This window comes from Streptomyces sp. 891-h, assembly GCF_022760275.1.
GTDB lineage: Bacteria > Actinomycetota > Actinomycetes > Streptomycetales > Streptomycetaceae > Streptomyces > Streptomyces spirodelae.
The window spans coordinates 3,588,968-3,613,419 of sequence record NZ_CP050693.1 but is presented as its reverse complement, the minus strand read 5'-3'; the positions used below and the strand labels follow the sequence as shown (position 1 = coordinate 3,613,419).

The window sequence follows — 24,452 nt, the reverse complement described above, 5'->3', positions numbered from 1 at the left end:
CTGGCGCAGCGCGCATTGCGGTGTCGGTGCGCGGTGACACAGTGGGTGGAAGCCGGAGAGCCCGGCTGCGGTCCGGAAGGTGCGGGGGTGAGACGTGAGCGGTTCGGATGGTCCTGTCCCCGGCCGGCGGACGGTCGCGCGCTCGGCGCGCGCCCACGCCCTCGCCGTCCTCCGGGTGCGTGGCACGGCGCTCGCCGTCGCCCTGCTCCCGGCCGCCGCCGCGGTGATCCTGTGGGTCGGGCGTACGACGGGCCATTTCGGTCCGGGCCCCGGCTGGGACGCCGCCCGCTGGTCGGTCACCGGACTCGCCGTCGCAGCGCTGGCCTGTGCCGCTGTCGCCGGGTTCGTCATCGCCCGGGGCCGCCCCGCCGTCTCGCCGACCGTGCCCGTGGAGGAGCACGCGGCGCCCGACCTGCACGCCCTGGTCCGTGACCTGGCCGACCGTATGGAGGTCCCGGCCCCGTCCGCCATCGCGCTCACCCCCGACTGCGACAGCTGGCTGGAGGACCGCACACACCCCGGTACGGACCCCGGTCAGGGCGGGCGGCGCGGGGCCGCACCGGTGCTGGTCATCGGCTCGCCGTTCCTTTGGTGGATGCGCGTCGCCGAACTGCGGGCCCTGCTCGCGCCCGTCGTCGCGGGCACCGGCCCCTCGGCACACCCCGACATAGCTGCGGCGCGGCGCTTCGTGCGGGGCCTGGACGCGGCGGTGGCCAACTCCGTGCGGCCCGCGGACGCCGACTCCGGCCCGGGCCATGCCTCGGCCTGGGACACGGGGCCGCCCGGGGGACCGGGGCCGCCGGTGGCGTCGGGACCGCCCGGGGCACCGGTGGCGTCGGGATCGACGGAGGCACCGGGATCGTCGGGGTCGCCGGGATCGCCGGGGCTCCACGCGGCGTACGGGCCGCTCGGCCGCGCGGCGCGCAAGGGTGCAGCCGCGGTGGGCCAGGTGGTGCACCGCCTCGTGGGGCCGGTCGCCCGGCTGATGCTCCGGGCAGCCGGCCCGCACGCCGCCGCGATGGAACAGGGCGTCGCCGCTGCCGCCGCCGACCGCGCCCAGGCCGTCGACCACGGGCTGCGGGTCGCGGCCCAGGAACAGGTCGGCCTCGCCTACGCCGGGTGGGACCGGCTGCTGACCCGGGTGGCGCTGCCCGCCTGGCGGCTCGGACTGTGGCCCACCCGGCTGGACGCGGGGGTGGTCTCGGCGCTGACCGAGCTGTCCCGCCGCGACCGGCTCGCCGAGGGCTTCACCTCGCGGCTCGGCGAGCGTCCCGCCTGCGACCTGATCAAGGAGCCGGGCGCCGTGGACGGCGCCGTCTCACTGCTCGCGGCGCGCCTCTTCCTCGGGTCGCGCCCCCCGCTTCCGGCGATCGGAGGGCGGGGCGGGGCGGCGCCGGAGTGGACTCCGGTGGACTGGTCGGCGTATCCCGAGGAGGTCGTCGACCGCATCTGGCGCGCTGAGGCGTCCCGGCTCTTCGCGGCGCTGGACGCGCTCGGCCCTCCGCAGCGGGCCCCGGAGTCGCGGGAACAGGGCGCGGAGCCGCAGCCGGCCGAGACCGCCGCCGCCCCGCTGGCGGTCGGCCACCCGGCGCCGACGGCGACCACCGTCGGTGCGGTGTCCAGATCCTCCGTAGGGCCTGTCCCGTCGGCCCTCGAACGCGACAGACCGCCGCACCCGGACGCTGCCGGATCGGCCCGCGCCGACGACGGCAGATCCAGGCCCGCAGACGACGGCAGGCCCGGGCCCGCTGACGACGGCAGATCCACGTCCACCGACGAGGGGAAGCCCGCGACCGGCGCAGGTGGCAGGCTCGCGTCCGCCGACGCGCCCGACCACGGGCTGGCGGGGCCGACCCTGGCTCGGGTGCTGGAGCGGTTCGCTTCACCGGGCGGGATCGACGCGTTGGCCGCGCGTATCAGCGCGGAGGTGGCGCGTGCCGAAGTGGTGAGCGCCCCCGGGGTCATCGGTGCGAGCCCCGGCGCGGGGGCGGTGCCGGGTGCGGGGAGCACACACCTCGCGCCCCTGGCCCCGATGGGGCTGCCGCTCCAGCCGCCGCGCGGCGGCAAGGAGCTGCTGGCCGACCACGTCACCGCCGCCATCTGCTGTGCCGCCGTCGACACGGCGGGGGCGACACCGGGTCTGGACTGGCTGGACGGTCCGACGCTGTACGTCGACGGTCGGCGCACCACCGAGCTGGCCGCACTGGTGCTCGCACTCGTCGAGGACGGTGAGACGGCCGGGCTGCGCGACTGGCTGGCGGAGGTCGGGGTACGACCGGAGAAGCCCGTTCGGCTCGTCTGAAGATCATCTCCAGCCATTTAGCGACGAAGGGTGACCACACCCTTGCGTAATGTGATGTGCTGTCTGCCGTCACACCCGCGGCACAGCGGCAGCACGGTGGAGCGGAGCGAGGGTGCCGGGGAGGGAGCAGCGATGGGAACAGAGCGGACCGGGCAGCCCGTACGCGAAGCCGAACGTACCGAGCAGCCCGCAGGAACCGAGCAGTCCGTACACCTCGTCAGCGAGGCCGAACCGATCCGGCGGTGGGAGTCGGGTGCCCTGGCGCACGCCGTGACCGATCCCTTCGGTCAGGGCCCGCTGCCCTGGCTGCGGGTGAGCGAGAACTACTTCGAGAACGGCCGCCTCGTCCCCTGGTATGTGGACTGCATGGACCAGGCTCCGGGCCAGACCTCCCGGACCCCGGAACTGGTTCGCGAGTTGGCGGGCGGCGGCCAGACCGTGCCCAGGCCCCGCACCCGCGGCCTGTCCGGCAGCGCCCCGCCCACGGCGGACGACGTGCGCTGCCAGATCAAGGGCTTCGCCTCCGTGGCGGGCGGCACCCCGCCGGGCGAGTCCATCGACTTCCGGATCACCGTCAACCCGCCGCAGCCCTTCAGCGTCGACGTCTACCGCATCGGCCACTACGGCGGCGCCGGCGCCACGAAGATCACCACCAGTCCGCGGCTGTCCGGCATCATGCAGCCGGCACCCCTCACCGCGGACCGCACCGTCTCCTGTCACCACTGGTGGCTCTCCTGGCGGCTCCAGATCCCCGACTACTGGTCGACCGGCGCCTATGTCGCCGTCCTGACCACCGCCGACGGCCACCGCTCGCACATCCCCTTCACCGTCCGCGACCGCGACCCGGCAGACCTGCTGCTCGTCCTCCCGGATGTGACCTGGCAGGCGTACAACCTCTTCCCCGAGGACGGCCGCACCGGCGCCAGCCTCTACCACGCCTGGGACGACCGGGGACGGCTGCTCGGCGAGAGCGAGGCCGCGATGACCGTCTCCTTCGACCGCCCGTACGCCGGCTCAGGGCTGCCCATGCACGTCGGGCACGCCTACGACTTCATCCGCTGGGCCGAGCGGTACGGCTACGACCTGGCCTACGCCGAGACCCGGGACCTGCACGCCGGACACATCGACCCGACGCGCTACCGGGGGCTGATCTTCCCCGGGCACGACGAGTACTGGTCCGTGCCCATGCGCCGGGCGGCCGAGCGGGCCCGGGACAGCGGCACCTCGCTGGTCTTCCTCTCCGCCAACACCATGTACTGGCAGGTGGAGTTGGACGCGCTGCCTTCCGGGGCCCCCGACCGGCTGCTGACCTGCCGAAAACGCCGGGGGCCCGGGCGCCCGGCACTCTGGCGTGAACAGGGCGAACCCGAGCAGGCGTTGCTGGGCATCCAGTACGCCGGCCAGGTCGCCGAGCCCTACCCCCTGATCGTCCGCAACGCCGAACACTGGCTGTGGGAGGCCACCGGCGCCTACGAGGGCGATGAACTGCCCGGCCTCGTCGCGGGTGAGGCCGACCGGTACTACCCCCGCACGGTGCTTCCCCAGCACACCTCGCGCATTCTGCTGGCGCATTCGCCCTATCACGACCGGGGTGGCGCCCTGCGGCACCAGGAGACCTCCCTCTACCGCGCTCCGTCCGGAGCCCTGGTCTTCTCCTCCGGCACCTTCGCCTGGTCCCCGGCGCTGGACCGTCCCGGGCACGTCGACTCCCGCGTGCAGCGCGCCACGAGCAATTTGCTGGATCACATCTGTAAGCGGGACTAGGCGCGGGCGACTGCTTCGAGGGAGCCCCGTGGCTGTGGGGGCACCTCCCGGACGGAGTCCGGGGGAGCAGTTCCCCGCGCCCCCTCGGGGCGCCTCCTGCGCGGCTGTGCTGCTGTGCTTGGGAGGTCTGCGCCTGGGGGCACCCCCTGCTCGAAGAGCTTGGGGGAGTAGGGCTGGCAAGCGCAGCCCCCCACGCGGGGTACGCGTAATTCACCCGCCTACTCCGGCAGGGCCCTCAAGAAGTTGGTCAGCGCAGCGTTGAAGGCGGCGGGGTTCTCCAGGTTGGGGTAGTGGGCCGCGCCCTCAACCGCAGGGGCGGCGCGACCGTCGGAGACAGCCCGCACGAGGCGGTCGGCCATGGCGAGATGGTCGGCGGAGTCGAGGGCACCGTTGAGAGCGAGGACCGGCACGTCGATCTTCGCGGCCCGCTGCCAGGTGTCCCGGACCGGCACCAGGTGGTCCGGCTCTTCGGCGGTGTGCTTGGCAACCGTCCGCAGGGCCATCGCACGCAGCCGCTCCAGCACGTCCGGGCCGACCTCGTCCAGGCCGCGGTGGGGGCCGGCCGCGAAGCGCAGGAAGGCGGCGACCCAGCCCTCGACGTCGCCGACGGCCAGGGCGCGCTGTTGTGCCGCCAGCACCTCCTGGCTCCACGGGTCCTCGAAGAAGGGCTCGCTGGTGCCGACCCCGCTCACCACCAGCGCCCGGACGCGCCCGGGGTGTTCGAGCGCGGTGTCCACCGCGACGCCTCCGCCCATCGAGAGGCCGACCAGGACCGCTGGTCCGGCGTCGAGGTGGCGGAGCAGGGCCGCGAGGTCGTCGGCGGGCCGGAAGGGGCGGGTCGCGTTGGCGGAGGCGCCGTGTCCGCGCGCGTCCGGTGCGATGACGCGGAAGTGCGGCGCGAAGGCGTCGATCTGCGCCTCCCACATGGTGTGGTCGAGGAAGCCCCCGTGCAGCAGGACCACCGGCTGTCCGGTGCCCGTGTCGCGGTAGGCGAGGGCCCCGTCCGGGGTGGAGAAGGAGAGCGTCCGGGAACGTGCATCACGAGCAACCATGACAACCAGGTTGTCACTCCGACACCTTGGTTGGCAACAGGTAATGGCAACCGAGGTGTCATCATGGTCGGGTGACGGACGCCGCATCCCCCGACCCGCAGCAAGCCCCGCTCCCACCGGACGCGCTCGCCGGCCGGCTCGCGGAGATCTTCGACCTGGTGGGCCCGCTGTACCGGCGTGCGCACCGCAAGGTCGAGCAGACGGCACCCGCCGAGGGACTCTCCGTCGGTGTGCGTGCCGTCCTCGACCTGGTGCGCGAGCACGGCCCGATGACGGTGCCGCAGATGGGCCGCGCCCAGGCGCTGAGCCGTCAGTTCGTCCAGCGCATGGTCAACGACGCGGTGGCCCGGGGGCTGGTCGAGGCCGTGCCCAACCCTGCCCACCAGCGTTCGCCGCTGATCAGACTGACCGAGACCGGCGGCGCCGTCATCGGCGCCGTCCACGAGCGCGAGCACGCAATGCTGCGCCAGGTCGGTGGCGACCTGACCGAGGCGGAGGTGGCCGCCTGCGTCAAGGTGCTGACCCGGATGCTCGCCTTCCTGGACGACGTCGACGTGAATCCTCCCGAAACGGCTCGGAACGGCCCGAGCAGGTCCGCCGGTGGAGACAAGGAAGAATCGGGGCACCCGCCGAACGCGTCGGCTGCCCCCAGGGAGGAAAGAACGTGACGGGATTCGTCGAAAAGCCCGAGCCCGCCCAGGTCCCCGGCCTGGAGCACCTGCACACGGGCAAGGTGCGCGACCTCTACCGGGACCAGGACGGTCACCTGGTGATGGTCGCCAGCGACCGGCTGTCCGCGTTCGACTGGGTCCTGCCGACCGAGATCCCGGACAAGGGCCGCATTCTCACCCGGCTCTCCCTGTGGTGGTTCGAACAGCTCACGGATCTGCTGCCCAACCATGTGATCAGCACGGACGTGCCCGCCGGCGCCCCCGCCGACTGGGAGGGGCGCACCATGATCTGCCGCTCCCTGCGCATGGTGCCCGTCGAGTGCGTGGCCCGCGGCTATCTGGCCGGGTCCGGGCTGGTCGAGTACGAGGAGTCCCGCACCGTCTGCGGGCTCGCCCTCCCCGACGGCCTGGAGAACGGCTCCGAGCTGCCCGGCTCGATCTTCACCCCCGCCACCAAGGCGGCCGTGGGCGAGCACGACGAGAACGTCAGCTACGAGGAGATGGCCCGCCGGATCGGCCCCGAGACCTCCGCCGAGCTGCGCCAGTCCACGCTGGCCGCATACGACAAGGCCCGCGACATCGCCCGCGAGCGGGGCATCATCCTGGCCGACACCAAGTTCGAGTTCGGCTGGGACGACGCCGCTGGCGCGGAGCCCCGGCTCACGCTCGCCGACGAGGTCCTCACCCCCGACTCGTCCCGCTTCTGGCCCGCCGACCAGTGGCAGCCGGGCCGCTCCCAGCCCTCCTTCGACAAGCAGTACGTACGCGACTGGCTGGCGTCCCCCGCATCCGGCTGGGACCGCAACGGTGAGCAGCCGCCGCCCCCGCTGCCCGAGGACGTCGTCGAGGCCACCCGCGCCCGCTACGTCGAGGCATACGAGCGTCTCACCGGCGTCCCCTGGAGCTGACGGCCCCGCCCGCCCCCGGCCCGACCGCCGGGGGCGCCGTCCCCTCGGGCCGGGCCCGCGAGCACGACAACGGCCCCGGTCGGATGACCGGGGCCGTTCGTCTGCGTATCCCGAGCGGACGACGAGGCTCGAACTCGCGACCTCAACCTTGGCAAGGTTGCGCTCTACCAACTGAGCTACGTCCGCGCGCCCACTGCCGACCGGGGGTCGCCGTGGTGCGGGGCCCAGTATAGCCGGAGCCTCCCGGTGCCCGGCACCGCGCCGGAACCGTGCCAGGACCGCTCAGATCCAGCCCCGCTGCCGGGCCATCCGCGCGGCCGCGTGCCGGTTGTCGGCCCCCAGCTTGGCGACGGCGGCCGAGAGGTAGTTGCGGACGGTGCCCTGGGTCAGCGACGCCTTCTTGGCGATCTCCGCGACCGGAGCCCCGTCCGCGGCCAGCTCCAGCAGCTCGGCCTCGCGCGCGGACAGCGGCGAGTCACCCGCGCTGATGGCATCGGCCGCCAGCTCGGGGTCCACATAGCGGTTGCCGCTGTGGACGGTACGGATGATCTCCGCGAGCTGTTCGGCCGAAGCCGTCTTGGGCACGAAGCCACGGACCCCCGCCGCCAGCGCCCGCTTCAGATGGCCCGGCCTGCCGTGGCTGGTGACGATCATCGTCCGGCACTCGGGCAGCGACTCGCGCAGCGTGGCCGCGACCCGCACCCCGTCCAGCCCCGGCATCTGGAGGTCGAGCACGGCCACATCGGGCCGGTGCGCCCGCGCCATGGCCAGCGCCTCGGGCCCGGAGGCCGCCTCCGCGACGATGGTCAGGTCGTCCTCCAGCGCCAGCAGCGCGGCGAGCGCACCCCGGATCAGATGCTCGTCGTCCGCCAGCAGCACCCGGATGGCCACGGCTTCGCGCCCCACTTCCTCGTCACTCACCGGCCGCATTCCCCACGGTCGCCGCGCCCGCTGCCGCTGCGCCGGCTGCCGCTGCGCCGGCTGCCGCTGCGCCGGCTGCCGCTGTGTCGGCTGCCGCCGCGCCCGCCCCTGCCGCGCCCACCGTCGCCGCGTCCGCCGCTGCCCTCACCGGCGCTCCTCCGGACGACGGGTGGCCGGTCAGCGGGACCTCGGCGCGGAGCCGGAAGACCCGTGCGGCCCCGTCGCGCTCCGCCGTCAGCGTGCCGCCGAGCGCCGCCAGCCGTTCGCTCAGCCCGGTGAGTCCTGAGCCGTCCCGCGCCGGGTCCGGCCGCAGCCCGTCGTTCTCCATCACCAGCACGGTGGTGTCCGCGGCGCCGACCGTGAGCCGGATGGTGCAGCGGCTCGCCTCCGCGTGCCGCAGCACATTGGTGGCGCCCTCGCGGACGACCCAGCCCAGCGCCGACTGCACCTCCTGCGCCATCTCCGGCTGTGCCGACTCGATACGGCAGTCCACCCCCGCGGCCCGCAGCACCGAGCGGGCCCCGGCCAGCTCGGTCTCCAGTCCCGCCTCGCGATAACCACGAACCACGGCACGCACCTCGGACTGCGACTGCCGGGCCAGCTGCTGGACCTCGCGCATCTGCTCGACGGCCGACGCGGCGCCCCGCCGGGCGAGCTGGGTCGCCAGCTCGCTCTGGAGCGCGATCAGCGACAGATTGCGGCCCATCACATCGTGCAGGTCACGGCTGAAGCGCAGCCGCTCCTCCGCGACAGCGAGCCGCGACTGGGCCTCCCTCGCCTCGTCGAGCTCCCGCATCACGGCGATGTACCAGGCCGAGCAGCGCGGCGAGAAGATCCCGGCCACCCCTCCTATCGCCAGGACGACCAGGGTGCCCAACAGGGATGGCCACGCCATGCCCGCCACGGCGAAGGAGCAGGTGACGACCGCACAGCCGACCGCTGTCACGGCTGCCGAGCGGCGCCACGGCACGGTGAGCCCGTAGACCCCCGCCAGCCCTGGGACGCCCGCGAACAGCGCCATCGCCGGCCCGGAGCTGCCGCCCGCCCAGCCGCGCGCCACCAGCACCGTGACCACCGCCGTGCTGAGCGCGAACGTCACCAGCCCGGCGATCAGGAGGCGGCGCGAGACCTCGCCGGTTCCCAGATAGTGGTCGATACCGCGCCGCAGACCGCGCACCGCGATCACACACTGCACGATCCCCAACGCCACGACGACCCCGGCCAGCGCCATCGGCTGCCCCTGGGAGGAGACCTGGACGAGGAACTGCGGCGTGCCGCTCACCAAGAAGATCCACGGAGTGAGCAGCAGCATCCAGCGCGTCGACGCCTCGACCTGCTCCAGCTTGCTGCGCTCCTGCCATTTCCGCCGCTTCTGCCGGCCCCAGCTGATCACCGGCGACCCCCCTCCCGTTCCTGTCCTGCGTACGGCACACCGTATGCGGCGCCCGATGGTGCCGGGCGGCCCCCGTCAGCGGCGCGGCTCCCACCGGAAGCGCCTGCGCACCGCGTAGGCGCCCAGCGCCGTCCACCCCACCGCGACCGCCAGCGCGCGCAACGTTCCCGGCCCGCTGAGCTGCTGTGTCCAGCCGCTCCGCAGCAGGTCCATGACCGGCGTCATCGGGAGCCAGCGGCATATCTCGGCAATCCGGTCGGGGTATATCTCCAGCGGGACGAAGACCCCGGACCCGGCGAACGTGGCCAGCATCAGCGGCATCGGCGTGAGCTGCGCCAGCTCGGTGGTCCTGGTGAACGCGGCCGAGGCGGCAGCCAGCGTCGCCGCCAGCAGCAGACCGAGCACCAGCCCCGCCACCACCAGGTCGGGGCGGGCCGGCGCCCCCACATCCAGCAGCAGCGCCCCGCCCGCCAGCAGCAGCACCGACTGGACGATGCCTATCGTCACGGACGGCAGGGCGGCGGCCCCGAGTATCTCCCGGTCGTCCGCCTCCCCGGTGCGCAGCCGCTTGAGCACCAGTTCCTCGCGGCGGCCCACATAGACCCCGACGAGATTGCTGTAGACGGCGAACAGCAGCACCATTCCCACCATGCCCGGGAGTACGGCGGTGCCCACCGAGAGCCCGGTGCCGGACAGATCCGCCTGGCCGGCGGCGGACTTCAGCGAGAACGTCATCAGGGTCGGCAGCAGCAGCACGACGAACAGCGCCGACCTGTTACGGACCAGCAGCGTCAGCTCCGCGCGCGCCAGTGCCCGCACCCGCTGTGCCGACAGCCTGCCCGATCGGGCGCTCCGTGCCGCCCGGGCCCCCGCAGCGCCGGTCGTGGTCGTCGTCGTACCGCTCATGCCCGGACCCCCGTCATCGCTCGGTCGTCTTCCTGGCCCGGCCGGTTCCCTGCCTGGGCGATCTCCAGAAACGCCTCCTCCAACGAGGCCGCCTTCGCCTGCAGACCCTCCAGTGCGATCCCGGACTCCCGTGCCCATAGCAGCAGTTCGGTCAGCGCCTGCTGCAGCTCGTACGTCCGGACCGTCACAGCGCGGCCGTCCACCGCGGCCGGGACGGACAGCGGCAGCCGCTCAGGGCTGACCCCGGCGGGCAGCCGGAACGTGATCCGCGAGGGCCGCTCGGCCACCACCTGCTCCGGGGTCCCCGACGCCACGATCCGCCCGGCCTGCATGATCGCCAGCCGGTCGGCGAGCTGCTCGGCCTCCTCGAGGTAGTGGGTGGTCAGCAGCACGGTGGTGCCCTCGGCCCGCAGCTCGCGTACCAACTCGGCGGTGTCCCGGCGCCCTTCGGGGTCCATACCCGTCGTCGGCTCGTCCAGGAACAGCACCTCGGGCCGCCCGATCAGCGCCAGCGCCAGATCCAACCGCCGCCGCTCGCCCCCCGACAGCTGCTTGACCCGCACCTCGGTCCTGCCGCCGAGCCCGACCAACTCCAGTGCCTCGCCCGGCGGCCGGGCCTCACTGGTGACTCCCGCCCACATCGTCGCCGTCTCGGCGACCGTCAACTCGGAGGGGAAGCCGCCCTCCTGAAGCATCACACCGGTACGGGGCCGTACGAACGCGCGCTCGGCGAACGGGTCGAACCCCAGCACGCGCACCGTCCCCGCGCTGGGCCGCGCCAGCCCCTCCAGCACCTCCACGGTGGACGTCTTGCCGGCCCCGTTGGTGCCCAGCAGCGCGAATATCTCCCCCTCCCGCACGGAGAACGAGACGTCCCGCACGGCCTCGAACCCGCCGCCGCCCGTACCTTCCCCCGCCGCGTAGCGGCGCCTCAGCCCTTCGACCTCGATCGCATCCATGCCTCCACCATCCCGCCGCCCACCGCCCGAAGGCAGTGCGCCCCGTCATGGCTCCACATGACAAACGTCATCGAAGGGCCCACACCCACGCCGCCCCCGTCTGGGACCGGGACTCCTACTCGTCGGTTCTCGTCCCCGTCGTCCTACGAGCGAGGACAGCATCCGTGTAGAGCTCGCGCGTAAGGTCCGCGTCCTCGATGCCGAGGCTTTCCAGAACCGCGCGGACGTCGGCCAATGCCGCTTGTACGTCGGCCTCGTCCTGCACCAGGGTTTCCAGCTCGATGAACGTCCCGTCGATCTCCGGGACCTGCACCAGCGTCGCCAGCATCAGTCGGCCACGAGCCTGTACGTCGTAGTTCCGGCACCGCTTCTCGAAGGCAATGACCGGCTCGTACCCCAGGCCTTGGAGCATCCGGTGCACCGCCTCCGCGTTCTCCACCCGGGTCTCATGCTCCGGCTTCGAGCCCGAGGCCTCGTCGACCTTCGCCTCCTTGTAGGTGAGGAGGGAGCGCGTCTCCGTCTCGCTGCGCACCGTCCGGACCCGCAACTCGGCGTCCCGCGCCCCGAGCTGCCCCTCTGACGTGTCGTAGTAAGTGTCCCGGTACACCTCGGCGCGGCCGACGGCGTATTCGTCCAGCCGCTGCTTCACCGCGTTCGGGTCCCGTACGCGCGCCTTCAGCTCCGCTTCGATCACTGGGCACCTCCAGCTCGTCAGACCGTGCGTACACCCTCACCGACCATCGCCTCGAACATGCGGCGAAAGCCTCGGTACAGCGGCCCGTGCGGTGTTTCGACCACCTTGTACGTAGCTGACTCGTGGCCTTCCCAGCCCGCGTCGAACGCTGAGACGAACACGGTCGAGTCGACGCGGACCAAGCGCCAGGTCGGCAGCAGGCGGTAGCGGTAGACACGCATGTCACACGAGGCGGAGAGTTCGCGCAGCCGAGCTTCGGTCACGTGTACTCCGCCCGCGAGAGATTCGGTGGACTCGCCGATCTCGGCAGCACGCAGGGCCACTGCGGGTGATTCGGGGTCGAGCAGTAGCACTCGCGCTCGTACGCGGTGCCCGGCTTCACGGATCAGTGAGGAGCGCAGCAACGAGTCGTTCAAGCCGATGAGACCCAGGCCACGCACGGCCAGGACGTCTAGTTCCTCAGCCGTGGCGGCCTGCCTGCGGATCTCTTCGGCGGCGGCGGCCTGAGCGGAGTAGACCCGGACGACTTCGGGGAAGGCAGCCAGATCGAAGGCGGATCCCCCGTTCCGTGTGTCTCGGCCGGCTGCCAGGCCCAACAGATGGCGTGCGTCGTCCGGCATGCCGAGGCCGTCGGCCACGCGCTCGTAGACATCGAGCCGGGAGACTTCCCGGCGGCCGTTGATGATCTCGTTGACCCGGGCCTGGGTCATACCTGTCGCGGTGGCGATTCTCGACTGGCTGGCGCCCGCGTACTGCTGGACGCATCGGAAGACCGCGCCGATATCGCGAGTCCGCAACGCCTGCCGTACCTCGGCACGTTGCCAGGCCCAATCGGGGAGTTCAACGGGCACAAGTACGGACATCAGTCCTCGGTTTCGGTTTCATGTTTCATGTTTCATGGCGGGACGGAAAGTCATCTCACGGTGAGATAGCCAGCAAGGTATCGAGTGGACACATACCGTCACAACACCCTGTGCGTGTGAAGCCAACCAGAATTCCGAACCCAGGCCGGGTCCCCATCGGCCGCACCGTCACGGTGACCGAGTCTCGTCACTGGCGGGACGCCGGATCCATTCCTCGATTGGCCGGCCCAGCGGCCCTCTCCTCAAGCTCTGACGCGGGAGACCGCAACGTGATCCCGACTGGCCAAAGCCGCCAAGGCGCTTACGGCACGTGTCGGAAATGTGGCAGGCCGATTCGGCTCATCAGTGCCGAGGAGGACGGGACCACGGTGATTCGGGCTCGTTGCTGCACGCGGGCGGGGGTGGCCGGTGGCTGAGAATCTTGATCTGACGCTGGTGCGGATGATGGGCGAGCGGCTCGAACGCTTCGGGGTCGAGGGCGTGCTGCGCAGTGAGTTGCTGCGCGGTATGTGGGAGGGCGCCGGAGGCGAGCAGCGGGCGGTGGTTCTCACCCGGCTCGCGTGGCGGGCGCGGGGTGCCGAGGTGCGGCATCGGGCCACTCATGACGCCAGCCGGCTGGCTCTTTGGGCGGTGCGGGAGGCTGCCGCCTGGCATGCGTCGCCCGCTCTCGCGGATGTGGCGTTTCGGCTGCCGTGCGGGCAGTTGGCGCGTATCCCGGCGGGGGTGCAGTGGGAGGCCGCGGTGCGGTTGTTGGTCGCCGTACGTAGCGGCGTGCTGCCGCCTGCCCCTTGGCGCTGCGCGGTCTGCGGTATTGAACGCGATCTCCAGGTGCGGAGCTACGAGTGCGGTTCCGGGCCCGGTCGGGACGAGCTTCGCTGTGTGGTGTGTGCCGGGCTGCCTGCCGATCCCGAGGAGATCCCCGAGGCCGTTGATGCCAGGTGGCGGCGGCTTCCGCGGGGCCCTGCGGAGAGTTGCTGACGCCCCCGGCCCCCCGGGGGGAGTCGTCGCGTGCGGCTTCCGTTCCAACGGGTGACGGTGATGAGTCCGGAGGCGGGTCCCCGCGAAATTCGGCAGCGGGAGGAGCACGATGCAGGCGCTGGTCCTGGCCGCTGGCCCTGGGGGACGACGCGTCTGTTGGTCCCGCTGACTCCCCGGGCCGCGGCGGAGGTCGGGTGACAACTTCACATGCGCGGTGTGCCGTTCGAGGGCGGGGCTGCGCTCGTAAGGAAGGGGCACCGGGCGGTGCACTGGCATGCGTACGCCTATACCGGAGGGCAGTGGCCCAAGGACAGCGAGGCTCGGAACCTCGAGGCAGCCGTGCCCCCGAACACGGTCGGTCACTGGTTCCGCAAGCCGCAGCAGATGCGTGCGGGGACTTTCACCGATCCGGGCGATGCCTGGGCTTGGTTGGAGAGGGAAGTGCGGGCGGCTCCGCCGCGGGACGTCGAGGGGAAGCTGGCGTTTCTGTGGGGGTGCGTTGAGCGGGGTGCTGACGCGTATGCGGGGTATTACTCGCACGGGCAGTTGGTGGTGCGGTGTGTGTTGGTGTGCCCGCGGGGTGGTGAGCGGTGTCCTGATCCGCCGCGGTGAGGGCTCCGCCTTGGAGTGGGGGGTTCCGTCTCTGGGGGGTGGCGGGTGGGGTGGGATGCGTGCATTTGGCGTTGGTTGCCGGGTGCGGGTTTCGTGCGAACGCGCCTTGCGGCCGGCTACGGGGGGAGGGGGCGTGGGTTGCGGCGCGTTCTTGGTGCTGGTGCGGGTGGGCCCAGGGTCCGGTGACCACGGGGAGGGCGTTGGGGTGGTCGCACTGGGGTAGGGGCTCGGGTTCATTTCGTCACCCCTTGAAGGGGTGACGTTTTTGGGGTGGGGGCCGGGGCGAACGCGAAGACGCCCGGCTGGGAACCCAGCCGGGCGTCTCACTGAACTGAGCGGACGACGAGGCTCGAACTCGCGACCTCAACCTTGGCAAGGTTGCGCTCTACCAACTGAGCTACGTCCGCAGTGCCTCCACCCGGCTCTCACCGAGTGGCGCGACCAATACTCTACCTGATCGTTTCCGACCGAAGAGCGGTATTGGAGAGCGGGTGACAGGAATCGCACACTGCGCCTCCCTCTTGGAAAGAGGGCGCTCTACTACTGAGCTACACCCGCACGCTTGCTCGGGTCCCTCCCTTTCGGGGGGCTCCCTTGCGGCGTGCCTTGACTCTAGCCGATCACCCGGGGTCTCTGGCAAGTCGAGTCCGAAGACCCCGGGTTCCGGTCCCTGAGCCGGCGGCGGGACGCACTTCGCGGCCGTCTCTCCCCCGGCGCCCGCAGTGGTGGGAAGCCGCCTGCCCGGGGGCCCGGCGGTAGAGCGACGACCGCCACCTCGCTCCGAGGTCGAGGGGGTCCGGTGGCAAGGACGGGACCGCCATCACGACGTTCGCCGCGATCGGCTCAGCTCGCCGCGCGGAACGCCTCGTAGACCTTCTTCGGGATGCGTCCGCGCGCGGGCACGTCGAACCCGTTCGACTCCGCCCAGGCGCGCACCGCGCGCGGGTCCGGGTCGATCGAGGTCCGGCGGTAGGTCTTGCCGGACCTCGCCCGCTTGCGGCCGGCCTCCACGAAGGGGGCCAGCTCGGAGCGGAGCCGCTTCGCGTTGTCGGAGTTCAGATCGATCTCGTAGGTCTTGCCGTCGAGGCCGAAGGAGACCGTCTCCGCCGCTTCTCCGCCGTCGATGTCGTCGGAGAGCATCACCACTACACGTTGAGCCACGGATATCGGTCCTTCCTCAGGATCACGAAAGGGGGTCACCCGGCATTACGGCGTCGGCGGGACCGTCGGCAAGCTTCGCCGAGGCGGGCCCCCGCCGACCGGCGGGTATGCGGGGCGAACCCGAGTAGGAGACAGGTTCTTATTCAACTATGTGCTGCACACCGGCACCGAAGTGCAAAGAGCGCACAAAGATTGGGCCGTCGGAATTGATTCCGGTTCCGGCCGCATTAGGGACCCTACTTTTTTCCCGCCGGTTTTCCCAGTGCTTCGCGAAGTCCTACCAGGATCGGCACACATATCAACGCGCGTAGATTCTCGCGCCGGGTACGCTGGCCAGCGCAGCGCCCCGCTAAGCACTAGGAGTACCTGTGGCTCGCGTCGTCGTCGACGTCATGCTGAAGCCGGAGATCCTCGACCCCCAGGGACAGGCGGTGCAGCGTGCACTGCCCCGCCTGGGTTTCGAGGGCATCTCCGATGTCCGCCAGGGCAAGCGCTTCGAGCTCGAAGTGGAGGGCCCCGTCGACAGGGACGCCCTCGCCCGTATCCACGAACTCGCCGAGACGTTTCTCGCCAACACCGTGATCGAGGACTTCACCGTCCGCGTCGAGGACGCGGACGGCAACGAGCGTCCGGTCGGGACGGGAACGGCCACCGCGTCCGAGGGAGCAGTGGCGTGACCACCCGTATCGGCGTCGTCACATTTCCCGGCTCTCTCGACGACAGTGACGCGCGACGCGCCATCCGTATCGCGGGAGCAGAACCCGTTGCTCTGTGGCACCGCGAGAAGGACCTGCGCAAGCAGCAGGTCGACGCGGTCGTGCTGCCGGGCGGATTCTCCTACGGCGACTATCTGCGGTGCGGCGCAATTGCCCGCTTCTCGCCCATCATGGAGTCGGTGGTCGAACAGGCGAAGGACGGAATGCCGGTCCTCGGCATCTGCAACGGATTCCAGATCCTGTGCGAAACCCATCTGCTGCCCGGTGCGTTGACCCGAAACGATCATCTGCACTTCCTCTGCCGCGACCAGCGGCTCCGGGTGGAGAACGACACGACCGCCTGGACGTCGGACTACGAGCGCGGCCAGGAGATCGTCGTTCCACTCAAGAACGGCGAGGGCGGTTACGTCGCCGACGAGCGGACCCTGGACGAGCTGGAGGGCGAGGGCCGTGTCGCCTTCCGTTACCTCGGCGGCAACCCCAACGGCTCGCGCCGCGACATCGCCGGAATCACCAACGAGGCCGGGAACGTGGTCGGCCTCATGCCGCATCCCGAGCACGCGGTCGAGGCCCTGACCGGGCCGACGACCGACGGGCTCGGTTTCTTCACCTCGGCCTTGAAGAAGCTGGTCGCCTCATGAGTCCCCAGAGCCACAGTTCGCAGTCCCACAGCCACAGCCTCGACACCGTCAAGCACGCCGAACAGACCCCGGAGACCGACCTCCCCTGGAAGGAGCTCGGCCTCAAGGAGGACGAGTACGCCCGCATCCGGGACATCCTCGGCCGCCGTCCCACCGGCGCCGAGCTGGCCATGTACTCGGTCATGTGGTCCGAGCACTGCTCGTACAAGAGCAGCAAGGTGCATCTGCGGCAGTTCGGCGAGAAGGCACCGACCGAGGGCCCGGGCGCCGAGGCGATGCTGGTCGGCATCGGCGAGCAGGCCGGTGTGGTGGACGTCGGCCAGGGTTACGCGGTCACCTTCAAGGTCGAGTCGCACAACCACCCCTCGTACGTCGAGCCGTATCAGGGTGCCGCGACCGGTATCGGCGGCATCGTCCGCGACATCATCGCGATGGGTGCCAGGCCGGTCGCCGTGATGGACCCGCTGCGGTTCGGCGCCGCCGACCACCCCGACACCAAGCGGGTGCTGCCCGGTGTCGTCGCCGGCATCGGCGGCTACGGCAACTGCCTGGGGCTGCCCAACATCGGCGGCGAGGTCGTCTTCGACGCCTGCTACCAGGGAAATCCGCTGGTCAACGCCTTGTGCGTGGGTGTGATGAAGCACGAGGACATCCACCTGGCGAAGGCCGCGGGCACCGGCAACAAGGTCATCCTCTACGGCGCCAGGACCGGCGGCGACGGGATCGGCGGCGCGTCCATCCTGGCGTCCGAGACCTTCGACGATGAAAAACCCAGCAAGCGCCCCGCCGTCCAGGTCGGCGACCCCTTCCAGGAGAAGCTGCTCATCGAGTGCACCCTGGAGGCGTTCCACGCCGACCTCGTGGTCGGCATCCAGGACCTGGGCGCTGCCGGACTGTCCTGCGCCACCAGCGAGCTGGCCTCCAACGGCTCGGGCGGGATGCGGGTCGAGCTGGACGACGTGCCGCTGCGCGACTCCTCGCTCTCCCCCGAGGAGATCCTGATGTCCGAGTCGCAGGAACGGATGTGCGCGGTCGTCGAGCCGGACAAGGTCGACCGCTTCCTGGAGATCTGCGAGAAGTGGGAGGTCACCGCGACCGTCGTCGGTGAGGTCACCGACGGCGACCGGCTGGAGATCTTCTGGCACGGCGAGAAGATCGTGGACGTCGACCCCCGTACGGTCGCGCACGAGGGCCCCGTCTACGAGCGCCCCTACGCGCGCCCCGACTGGCAGGACGAGCTCCAGGCCGACGACCCGGCCCAGCTGCCCCGCCCGGCGGACGGCGAGGAGCTGCGGGCCGCGACCCTGGCGCTGGTCGCCTCCCCGAACCAGGCCGCCAAGTCCTGGATCACCGACCAGTACGACCGCTACGTCCTCGGTGACACCGTGCTCGCGCAGCCCGAGGACAGCGGCATGATCCGCATCGACCCGGAGACCGGGCTGGGCGTGGCCGTATCCACCGACGGCAACGGGCGCTACGCCAAGCTCGACCCGTACGAGGGAGCGCGGCTGGCGCTCGCGGAGTCGTACCGCAACGTCGCCGCGACCGGCGCGCGCCCCCTGGCCGTCACCGACTGCCTCAACTTCGGCTCCCCGGAGGACCCGGCGGCGATGTGGCAGTTCGCCGAGGCGTGCCGCGGGCTCGCGGACGCCTGCAAGGAGCTCGGCACCCCGGTGACCGGCGGCAACGTCTCGCTGTACAACCAGACGGGCGAGGCCGCCATCCACCCGACGCCGGTGGTCGGTGTGCTCGGCGTCATCGACGACGTCGCCCGCCGCACCCCGATGGCGTTCCGCGACGAGGGGCACCTGATCTACCTGCTGGGGGACACCCGGGAGGAGTTCGGCGGCTCGGCGTGGTCCCAGGTCGCACACGGCCACCTGGGTGGCCGGCCGCCCCGGGTCGACCTGGAGCGGGAGCGGCTGCTGGCGGAGATCCTGATCGCCGCGTCCCGGGACGGGATGGCGGACGCGGCACACGACGTCTCCGACGGCGGCGTCGTCCAGGCGCTCGCGGAGTCCTGCCTCAAGGGCGGCAAGGGGGCCCGCATCGTCGTACCCGACGGTCTCGACCCCTTCGTCTTCCTCTTCTCCGAGTCGCAGGGCCGGGCGCTGGTGGCCATTCCGCGCAGCGAGGAGGTGCGGTTCACCGACATGTGTGCCGCGCGCGGGATGCCCGCGGCCCGGATCGGTGTCGTGGACGGCGACGCGCTGGAGGTCCAGGGGCAGTTCTCCCTCCCGCTGGAGGAGCTGCGCCGCCACCACGAGGCCACGATCCCGGAGCTCTTCGGCTGACGGGCGCACCCTGATCGCCCCCTGCCCGCCCCCCGAAAGAGGGTGGGCAGGGGGCATTCCCCCTCTCGTTCCCGGCCGGGACGGGCTAATCTCACGCGTATGCCGCCCGCTCGACGCGCCACCACCCCCTCCGGAAGAGACCGGCGCACCTACGACCCGACCCGCATCCGCACCGCGCTGATCCACCAGGTCGAGGCCGTGGCCGACGCCGCGCACCGCCTCACGCCCGAGCAGCGCGCCCTCCCGTCCGGACTGCCGGGCTGGGACGTGCACCACCTGCTGGTGCACATCGCCGGGCAGATCGACGCCGTGCCCCGCCTGCTGGGCAGCCCGCAGACGGAGGTGACCGGCAAGGCGCCGGAGGTCTCCCTCTCCCGCTGGGCCGTCTCGACCGCGACCGTCGCCGAGAAGCTGGACGCCGGCACGCGCAAGGACGCGGAGGCGTCGCCCGACGGAGCGGCCCGTATCGACCAGGCCGTCGCCGAGCTGGAGCCGGTGATCGAGTCGGCCGTACGCGAGGACCTGCTGATCCCGCACGACTTCGGCACGATGCGGATGCTCGACTTCACGGTGACCCGGCTGGTCGAGCTGGTGGTGCACAGCGACGACCTGGCGCGGGCCACGGGGGTGCGGGTGGCGCTGGACCGGCAGGCGACAGCGGCCACCGTACGGCTGCTGGCCGATGCGCTGGCCGCCAAGGCACCGGGCGCCTCGGTCGAGGTGCGGATTCCGCCGTTCGCCGTCGTCCAGGCGATCGAGGGCCCGCGGCACACCCGCGGCACCCCGCCCAACGTGGTCGAGACGGATCCGCTGACCTGGATCCGGCTGGCCACCGGGCGCACCACCTGGGCCGAAGCCCTGGGTACGCCACAGCTCACCGCCAGTGGCGCCCGCGCCGATCTGTCCCAGGTGCTGCCCGTACTGGGCTGAAGGTCACAGGTACCCGGTTCGGCGGAGGGGGCCGCTGGCCGTAGACTCGAAGACGTGCCACGTGGTGACGGAAAGCTCAGCCACGACCTCCTCCCCGGCGAGAAGGGCCCCCAGGACGCCTGCGGCGTCTTCGGTGTCTGGGCGCCGGGCGAAGAGGTCGCGAAGCTCACGTATTTCGGCCTGTACGCCCTGCAACACCGCGGTCAGGAGTCCGCGGGTATCGCGGTGAGCAACGGCTCCCAGATCCTGGTCTTCAAGGACATGGGGCTGGTCTCACAGGTCTTCGACGAAACCTCCCTCGGATCCCTGCGCGGCCACATCGCCGTGGGTCACGCGCGCTACTCGACGACAGGCGCCTCGGTCTGGGAGAACGCCCAGCCCACCTTCCGCGCGACCGCCCACGGCTCCATCGCCCTGGGCCACAACGGCAACCTGGTCAACACCGCGCAGCTCGCGGAGCTGGTCGCCCAGCAGGCGGACGTCCCCGGCGGCCGCGCCACCCAGGTCGCAGCGACCAACGACACCGACCTGGTCACGGCCCTGCTCGCGGGCCAGACCGACGAGGACGGCAAGCCGCTGACCGTCGAGGAGGCGGCGCCGCTGGTGCTGCCCCAGGTCAAGGGCGCGTTCTCGATGGTCTTCATGGACGAGGACACGCTGTACGCGGCCCGGGATCCGCAGGGCATCCGGCCGCTGGTGCTGGGCCGCCTGGAGCGCGGCTGGGTCGTCGCCAGCGAGACCTCGGCGCTGGACATCGTCGGCGCCAGCTTCATCCGGGAGATCGAGCCGGGCGAGCTGGTGGCCATCGACGAGGACGGACTGCGCAGCCAGCGGTTCGCCGAAGCAAAGCCGAAGGGCTGTGTCTTCGAGTACGTCTACCTCGCGCGCCCCGACACCGACATCGCAGGCCGCAACGTGTACCTCTCCCGGGTGGAGATGGGCCGCAAGCTGGCGGCCGAGGCCCCGGCCGACGCCGACCTGGTGATAGCGACGCCCGAGTCCGGCACCCCGGCGGCGATCGGCTACGCCGAGGCCAGCGGCATCCCCTACGGCTCGGGGCTGGTCAAGAACAGCTACGTCGGCCGTACCTTCATCCAGCCGTCGCAGACCATCCGCCAGCTCGGCATCCGGCTCAAGCTCAACCCGCTCAAGGAAGTCATCCGGGGCAAGCGGCTGGTCGTGGTGGACGACTCGATCGTCCGCGGCAACACCCAGCGCGCCCTGGTGCGGATGCTGCGCGAGGCCGGTGCGAAGGAGGTCCACGTACGGATCTCCTCGCCGCCGATCAAGTGGCCGTGCTTCTTCGGCATCGACTTCGCCACCCGCGCCGAGCTGATCGCCAACGGTCTCTCGACCGACGAGATCGGCAAGTCGCTGGGGGCCGACTCGCTCGCCTACATCTCCATCGACGGCATGATCGAGTCGACGACGATCCCCAAGAACCAGCTGTGCCGGGCCTGCTTCGACGGGGAGTACCCGATGGAGCTGCCCGACCCCGAGCTGCTGGGCAAGCACCTGCTCGAGGCCGAGGTGGAGTCCGACGTCGACGGGGTCGGCACGCTGGCCTCCGGCGTGGGCGCCGCCGACGCCCTCAAGCGCCCGTAGCCGACGGCAGCCCCGCGCTCCTGGGGGTGGGCGGTCCCGCCCCCTTCCGGCTCGCCGCCGGAGGGGCGCGCGGGGCGCCCTCTCCCTCCCGCAGACACGAGAGACGACGTACCCATGACCAACAGCAGCGAAGGCGTCAGCTATGCCGCCGCCGGCGTCGACATCGAGGCCGGCGACCGTGCCGTGACGCTGATGAAGGAGTGGGTCGCCAAGACCCAGCGCCCGGAGTCCATCGGGGCGCTCGGCGGCTTCGCGGGCCTCTTCGACGCGTCCCGCCTCAAGGGCTACGCCCGCCCCCTCCTGGCGTCGGCGACCGACGGCGTGGGCACCAAGGTCGCGATCGCACAGCGGATGGACGTGCACGACACGATCGGCCACGACCTGGTGGCGATGGTCGTGGACGACCTGGTCGTCTGCGGCGCGGAGCCGCTGTTCATGACGGACTACATCTGCGTGGGCAAGGTCGTCCCGGAGCGCGTGGCACACATCGTCAAGGGCATCGCGGAGGGCTGCGTCCTGGCGGGCTGCTCGCTGGTGGGCGGCGAGACCGCTGAGCACCCGGGGCTGCTGGGCCCTGACGAGTACGACGTGGCGGGCGCCGGCACCGGTGTCGTCGAGGCCGATGCGGTGCTGGGTCCCGATCGCATCCGTACGGGTGATGTCGTGGTGGCCATGGCGTCCTCCGGGCTTCACTCGAACGGGTACTCGCTGGTGCGGCATGTGGTCTTCGACCACGCCGGGTGGTCGCTGGATCGGCATGTGGCCGAGTTCGGCCGCACCCTGGGCGAGGAGCTGCTGGAGCCGACGAAGATCTACTCCCTGGACTGCCTGGAGCTGGCCCGGACCACCGAGGTGCACGCGTTCTCGCACGTCACGGGCGGAGGGCTGGCCGCCAACCTGGCGCGGGTGATCCCGGACGAGCTGCACGCCTCGGTGGACCGCTCGACCTGGCGCCCCGGGGCGGTGTTCGAGGTGGTCGCCGACGCGGGCAAGGTGGCGCGCGCCGAGCTGGAGAAGACGCTGAACATGGGCGTCGGCATGATCGCCGTCGTGCCGCGGGAGTCGGCCGACGCCACGCTGGCGACCCTCGCCGAGCGGGGCGTGGACGCCTGGGTGGCGGGAGAGATCACCGAGCGCGGTGACCGCACGGAAGCGGTCACCCTCACGGGTGACTATGCCCGGTGAGCTGCTGACGGCGGAGCCCGGACGGCCACTGATCGCACGGTGGCCGCGGGGCCACCGTGCGGCGAAGCCGTCGCCGGGCGCGCGCCAGAACCCGGTCCGGCGGATGCCGGACCGGGTCAGTACAGGCGAACGTCAGGCGCCGCGGCGCCTCGACTGGGGGTCGGACGACCCGGGCGCGCCCGCGTCGTCGTCCTCCTCGTCGTTGTACAGATCCGCGTACCGTGCGTACGGGTCGTCCTGCTCATCGTCCTCGAAGCGCTCGCCGTTCGGCGACTCGTTCGATGTCGATGCGCCCAGCTCCTCGGCCAGGCGCGATAGGTCCGTCCCGCCAGTGTTGTACTTCAGCTGGCGGGCGACCTTCGTCTGCTTGGCCTTGGCCCGGCCGCGCCCCATGGCTCGACCCCCTCAACGACGGGGCTCGACGGCCCCAGAGTCTTGACACGCGTTCATGGTTCAGAGCGGCCTCTCGACCGAGAGACCGGTACTCAGGGCTTCAACGGTACCTGCTTCCGCCGCCGTACGGTACGTCGCCCGCACGACACGGCCGCCGTCCGACGCGCCCGTTGACCCTTCTCGTGCTGGTCAGTGGCGATTTTACCTTCCTGTCGCCACGGGACCCGCCGTGGGGTGGTGAGACCACTGTCACGGTGGCCTCCCACGCCACGCTCACCGGCCCATGCGCTGCTCGGCGAGCCGGTCCGCAGCGGCCACCGGAGGTACGCCGTCCGCTTCGGCCCGCTCGAAAATGGCCACCGTCGTGTCGAAGATCTTCTCCGCCTTTGCTTTCGCACGTGCGAAGTCGAACCCGTGGAGCTCGTCCGCGACCTGGATCACGCCGCCCGCGTTGACCACGTAGTCGGGCGCGTAGAGGATGCCGTGCTCGGCCAGATCCTTCTCCACGCCCGGGTGCGCCAGCTGGTTGTTGGCCGCGCCGCAGACGGCCTTCGCTGTCAGCACCGGCACCGTCTCGTCGTTCAGCGCGCCGCCGAGCGCGCACGGCGCGTACAGATCCAGACCCTCGGTCCTGATCAGCGCGTCCGTATCGGCCACGGCCGTCAGCGGGGCGCCCGGGTGGGCCTCCAGCACGGCGCGTACCGACTCCTCGCGCACATCCGTGACCACCACCCGCGCCCCGTCCTCCAGCAGGTGCGCCACCAGGTGCTTGCCGACCTTGCCGACGCCCGCGATGCCCACCAGCCGGCCGCGCAGCGTCGGCGCGCCCCACAGCCGCTGTGCGGCGGCCCGCATGCCCTGGAAGACGCCGAAGGCCGTCAGCACGGAGGAGTCACCCGCGCCGCCGTTCTCCGGCGAGCGGCCGGTCGTCCAGCGGCACTCCTGCGCCACGACGTCCATGTCCCGCACATAGGTGCCGACGTCGCAGGCCGTCACGTACCGGCCACCGAGGGAGGCGACGAACCGCCCGTAGGCGCGCAGCAGGGCCTCGGTCTTGATCTGCTCGGGGTCGCCGATGATCACGGCCTTGCCGCCGCCGTGGTCGAGCCCGGCCAGCGCGTTCTTGTACGACATTCCGCGCGCGAGGTTCAGCGCGTCGAGCACCGCGGCCTGCTCCGGGTCGGCCGCGCCGGGGTACGCGTGGAAGCGGGTGCCGCCCAGTGCGGGGCCGAGCGCGGTGGAGTGCAGGGCGATGACGGCCTTCAGGCCGCTGGGCCGGTCCTGGCAGAGCACGACCTGCTCGTGGCCGCCCTGCTCGGAGCGGAAGAGGGTGCTGATGACCGGGTCCCCAGCGGGGACGCCGTCGGGAACAGGTGATACCTCGATCACGGTAGTGACTCCTGGAATCGCGTCGTAGCCCTCGGCGGACACGCCGCTTGTGGCAGTCGAAGCCCACGAGGGCCGGTCGTGGAGCAGCGTACGACCTGCGCGTCACGGGCACGTT

At 71.6% G+C, this 24,452-nt stretch carries 21 protein-coding genes and 3 tRNA genes; 11 read left to right on the top strand and 13 right to left on the bottom strand.

Annotated features, from left to right (window positions below):
- Positions 1-94 precede the first annotated feature (94 nt).
- Both HC362_RS15660 and HC362_RS15655 read left to right on the top strand, forming a co-directional pair.
- Complete coding sequence (locus HC362_RS15660; protein WP_243084579.1) at positions 95-2,302, top strand: hypothetical protein; 2,208 nt, start codon at positions 95-97, stop codon at positions 2,300-2,302.
- Positions 2,303-2,434: 132 nt separating this feature from the next.
- Positions 2,435-4,066: a N,N-dimethylformamidase beta subunit family domain-containing protein gene (locus HC362_RS15655; protein ID WP_243084578.1), complete on the top strand. Its 1,632-nt coding sequence runs from the start codon at positions 2,435-2,437 to the stop codon at positions 4,064-4,066.
- A gap of 218 nt (positions 4,067-4,284) precedes the next feature.
- Here HC362_RS15655 and HC362_RS15650 read toward each other — a convergent pair whose 3' ends face one another.
- Positions 4,285-5,118 carry an alpha/beta hydrolase gene (locus HC362_RS15650; RefSeq protein ID WP_243084577.1) on the bottom strand — a complete coding sequence of 278 codons (834 nt, stop codon included), beginning with the start codon at positions 5,116-5,118 and terminating at the stop codon, positions 4,285-4,287.
- Between the two features lie 71 nt (positions 5,119-5,189).
- On the opposite strand from HC362_RS15650, the gene HC362_RS15645 reads away from it, so the two are divergent.
- Positions 5,190-5,786 (top strand): MarR family winged helix-turn-helix transcriptional regulator, encoded by a 597-nt coding sequence (locus HC362_RS15645; RefSeq protein WP_243084576.1) that lies wholly within the window; start codon positions 5,190-5,192, stop codon positions 5,784-5,786.
- Positions 5,783-6,697 (top strand): phosphoribosylaminoimidazolesuccinocarboxamide synthase, encoded by a 915-nt coding sequence (locus tag HC362_RS15640; protein ID WP_243084575.1) that lies wholly within the window; start codon positions 5,783-5,785, stop codon positions 6,695-6,697. Before HC362_RS15645 ends, HC362_RS15640 begins: the two co-directional genes overlap by 4 nt.
- A gap of 113 nt (positions 6,698-6,810) precedes the next feature.
- Here the strand turns inward: HC362_RS15640 and HC362_RS15635 are convergent.
- The 7 genes from HC362_RS15635 to HC362_RS15605 all read right to left on the bottom strand — a co-directional run bounded on the left by HC362_RS15635 (position 6,811) and on the right by HC362_RS15605 (position 12,433).
- A tRNA-Gly gene (locus tag HC362_RS15635) sits at positions 6,811-6,883 on the bottom strand.
- 96 nt (positions 6,884-6,979) lie between these two features.
- The gene (locus HC362_RS15630; RefSeq protein ID WP_243084574.1) at positions 6,980-7,618 is read right to left on the bottom strand and encodes a response regulator transcription factor; all 639 of its coding nucleotides are present in this window, start codon (positions 7,616-7,618) and stop codon (positions 6,980-6,982) included.
- Positions 7,611-9,011, bottom strand: coding sequence for a histidine kinase (locus HC362_RS34905; protein ID WP_279240104.1), 1,401 nt, complete (start codon positions 9,009-9,011; stop codon positions 7,611-7,613). Before HC362_RS34905 ends, HC362_RS15630 begins: the two co-directional genes overlap by 8 nt.
- Positions 9,012-9,086: 75 nt before the next feature.
- Positions 9,087-9,917 carry an ABC transporter permease gene (locus tag HC362_RS15620; protein ID WP_243084573.1) on the bottom strand — a complete coding sequence of 277 codons (831 nt, stop codon included), beginning with the start codon at positions 9,915-9,917 and terminating at the stop codon, positions 9,087-9,089.
- A complete protein-coding gene (locus HC362_RS15615; protein WP_243084572.1) occupies positions 9,914-10,876 on the bottom strand; it encodes an ABC transporter ATP-binding protein in 963 nt (320 codons plus the stop codon). Before HC362_RS15615 ends, HC362_RS15620 begins: the two co-directional genes overlap by 4 nt.
- A 115-nt stretch (positions 10,877-10,991) precedes the next feature.
- Positions 10,992-11,570, bottom strand: coding sequence for a class IV adenylate cyclase (gene cyaB / locus HC362_RS15610; RefSeq protein ID WP_243084571.1), 579 nt, complete (start codon positions 11,568-11,570; stop codon positions 10,992-10,994).
- Positions 11,571-11,587: 17 nt separating this feature from the next.
- Entirely contained in the window at positions 11,588-12,433 is an 846-nt protein-coding gene (locus tag HC362_RS15605; protein ID WP_243084570.1) for a helix-turn-helix transcriptional regulator, read from the bottom strand.
- 408 nt (positions 12,434-12,841) lie between these two features.
- On the opposite strand from HC362_RS15605, the gene HC362_RS15600 reads away from it, so the two are divergent.
- Positions 12,842-13,411: a hypothetical protein gene (locus tag HC362_RS15600; RefSeq protein WP_243084569.1), complete on the top strand. Its 570-nt coding sequence runs from the start codon at positions 12,842-12,844 to the stop codon at positions 13,409-13,411.
- Between the two features lie 946 nt (positions 13,412-14,357).
- Here HC362_RS15600 and HC362_RS15595 read toward each other — a convergent pair.
- The 3 genes from HC362_RS15595 to HC362_RS15585 form a co-directional block, all read right to left on the bottom strand.
- Positions 14,358-14,430, bottom strand: a tRNA-Gly gene (locus HC362_RS15595).
- Between the two features lie 79 nt (positions 14,431-14,509).
- Positions 14,510-14,581: transfer RNA gene (locus HC362_RS15590), tRNA-Gly, on the bottom strand.
- A 285-nt stretch (positions 14,582-14,866) separates the two neighbouring features.
- Complete coding sequence (locus tag HC362_RS15585) at positions 14,867-15,184, bottom strand: Lsr2 family protein (protein WP_243084568.1); 318 nt, start codon at positions 15,182-15,184, stop codon at positions 14,867-14,869.
- A 368-nt stretch (positions 15,185-15,552) separates the two neighbouring features.
- On the opposite strand from HC362_RS15585, the gene purS reads away from it, so the two are divergent.
- The 6 genes from purS (at position 15,553) to purM (ending at position 22,555) form a co-directional block, all read left to right on the top strand.
- Positions 15,553-15,861, top strand: a complete 309-nt coding sequence (gene purS, locus HC362_RS15580) for a phosphoribosylformylglycinamidine synthase subunit PurS (RefSeq protein WP_243084567.1) — start codon at positions 15,553-15,555, stop codon at positions 15,859-15,861.
- A complete protein-coding gene (gene purQ, locus HC362_RS15575) occupies positions 15,858-16,541 on the top strand; it encodes a phosphoribosylformylglycinamidine synthase subunit PurQ (protein WP_243084566.1) in 684 nt (227 codons plus the stop codon). The genes purS and purQ overlap by 4 nt, the downstream gene beginning before the upstream one ends.
- Entirely contained in the window at positions 16,538-18,835 is a 2,298-nt protein-coding gene (purL, locus tag HC362_RS15570) for a phosphoribosylformylglycinamidine synthase subunit PurL (RefSeq protein ID WP_243084565.1), read from the top strand. Before purQ ends, purL begins: the two co-directional genes overlap by 4 nt.
- Before the next feature lie 99 nt (positions 18,836-18,934).
- Positions 18,935-19,765: a maleylpyruvate isomerase family mycothiol-dependent enzyme gene (locus HC362_RS15565; protein WP_243084564.1), complete on the top strand. Its 831-nt coding sequence runs from the start codon at positions 18,935-18,937 to the stop codon at positions 19,763-19,765.
- Between the two features lie 54 nt (positions 19,766-19,819).
- A complete protein-coding gene (gene purF, locus HC362_RS15560; RefSeq protein ID WP_243084563.1) occupies positions 19,820-21,370 on the top strand; it encodes an amidophosphoribosyltransferase in 1,551 nt (516 codons plus the stop codon).
- Between the two features lie 114 nt (positions 21,371-21,484).
- Positions 21,485-22,555: a phosphoribosylformylglycinamidine cyclo-ligase gene (purM, locus tag HC362_RS15555; protein WP_243084562.1), complete on the top strand. Its 1,071-nt coding sequence runs from the start codon at positions 21,485-21,487 to the stop codon at positions 22,553-22,555.
- Positions 22,556-22,687: 132 nt separating this feature from the next.
- Here purM and HC362_RS15550 read toward each other — a convergent pair whose 3' ends face one another.
- The gene (locus tag HC362_RS15550) at positions 22,688-22,948 is read right to left on the bottom strand and encodes a DUF3073 domain-containing protein (RefSeq protein WP_243084561.1); all 261 of its coding nucleotides are present in this window, start codon (positions 22,946-22,948) and stop codon (positions 22,688-22,690) included.
- A gap of 273 nt (positions 22,949-23,221) precedes the next feature.
- The gene (locus HC362_RS15545; protein WP_243084560.1) at positions 23,222-24,337 is read right to left on the bottom strand and encodes a Glu/Leu/Phe/Val dehydrogenase dimerization domain-containing protein; all 1,116 of its coding nucleotides are present in this window, start codon (positions 24,335-24,337) and stop codon (positions 23,222-23,224) included.
- Positions 24,338-24,452: the final 115 nt, after the last annotated feature.

Excerpts from the sequence above, each read along its gene's own strand:
- HC362_RS15620 (WP_243084573.1), bottom strand. The coding sequence starts at position 9,917 with ATGAGCGGTACGACGACGACCACGACCGGCGCTGCGGGGGCCCGGGCG.
- HC362_RS15565 (WP_243084564.1), top strand. The coding sequence starts at position 18,935 with ATGCCGCCCGCTCGACGCGCCACCACCCCCTCCGGAAGAGACCGGCGC.
- HC362_RS15655 (WP_243084578.1), top strand. The coding sequence starts at position 2,435 with ATGGGAACAGAGCGGACCGGGCAGCCCGTACGCGAAGCCGAACGTACC.
- HC362_RS15650 (WP_243084577.1), bottom strand. The coding sequence starts at position 5,118 with ATGGTTGCTCGTGATGCACGTTCCCGGACGCTCTCCTTCTCCACCCCG.
- purL (WP_243084565.1), top strand. The coding sequence starts at position 16,538 with ATGAGTCCCCAGAGCCACAGTTCGCAGTCCCACAGCCACAGCCTCGAC.
- purM (WP_243084562.1), top strand. The coding sequence starts at position 21,485 with ATGACCAACAGCAGCGAAGGCGTCAGCTATGCCGCCGCCGGCGTCGAC.
- HC362_RS15605 (WP_243084570.1), bottom strand. The coding sequence starts at position 12,433 with ATGTCCGTACTTGTGCCCGTTGAACTCCCCGATTGGGCCTGGCAACGT.
- HC362_RS15550 (WP_243084561.1), bottom strand. The coding sequence starts at position 22,948 with ATGGGGCGCGGCCGGGCCAAGGCCAAGCAGACGAAGGTCGCCCGCCAG.
- HC362_RS15615 (WP_243084572.1), bottom strand. The coding sequence starts at position 10,876 with ATGGATGCGATCGAGGTCGAAGGGCTGAGGCGCCGCTACGCGGCGGGG.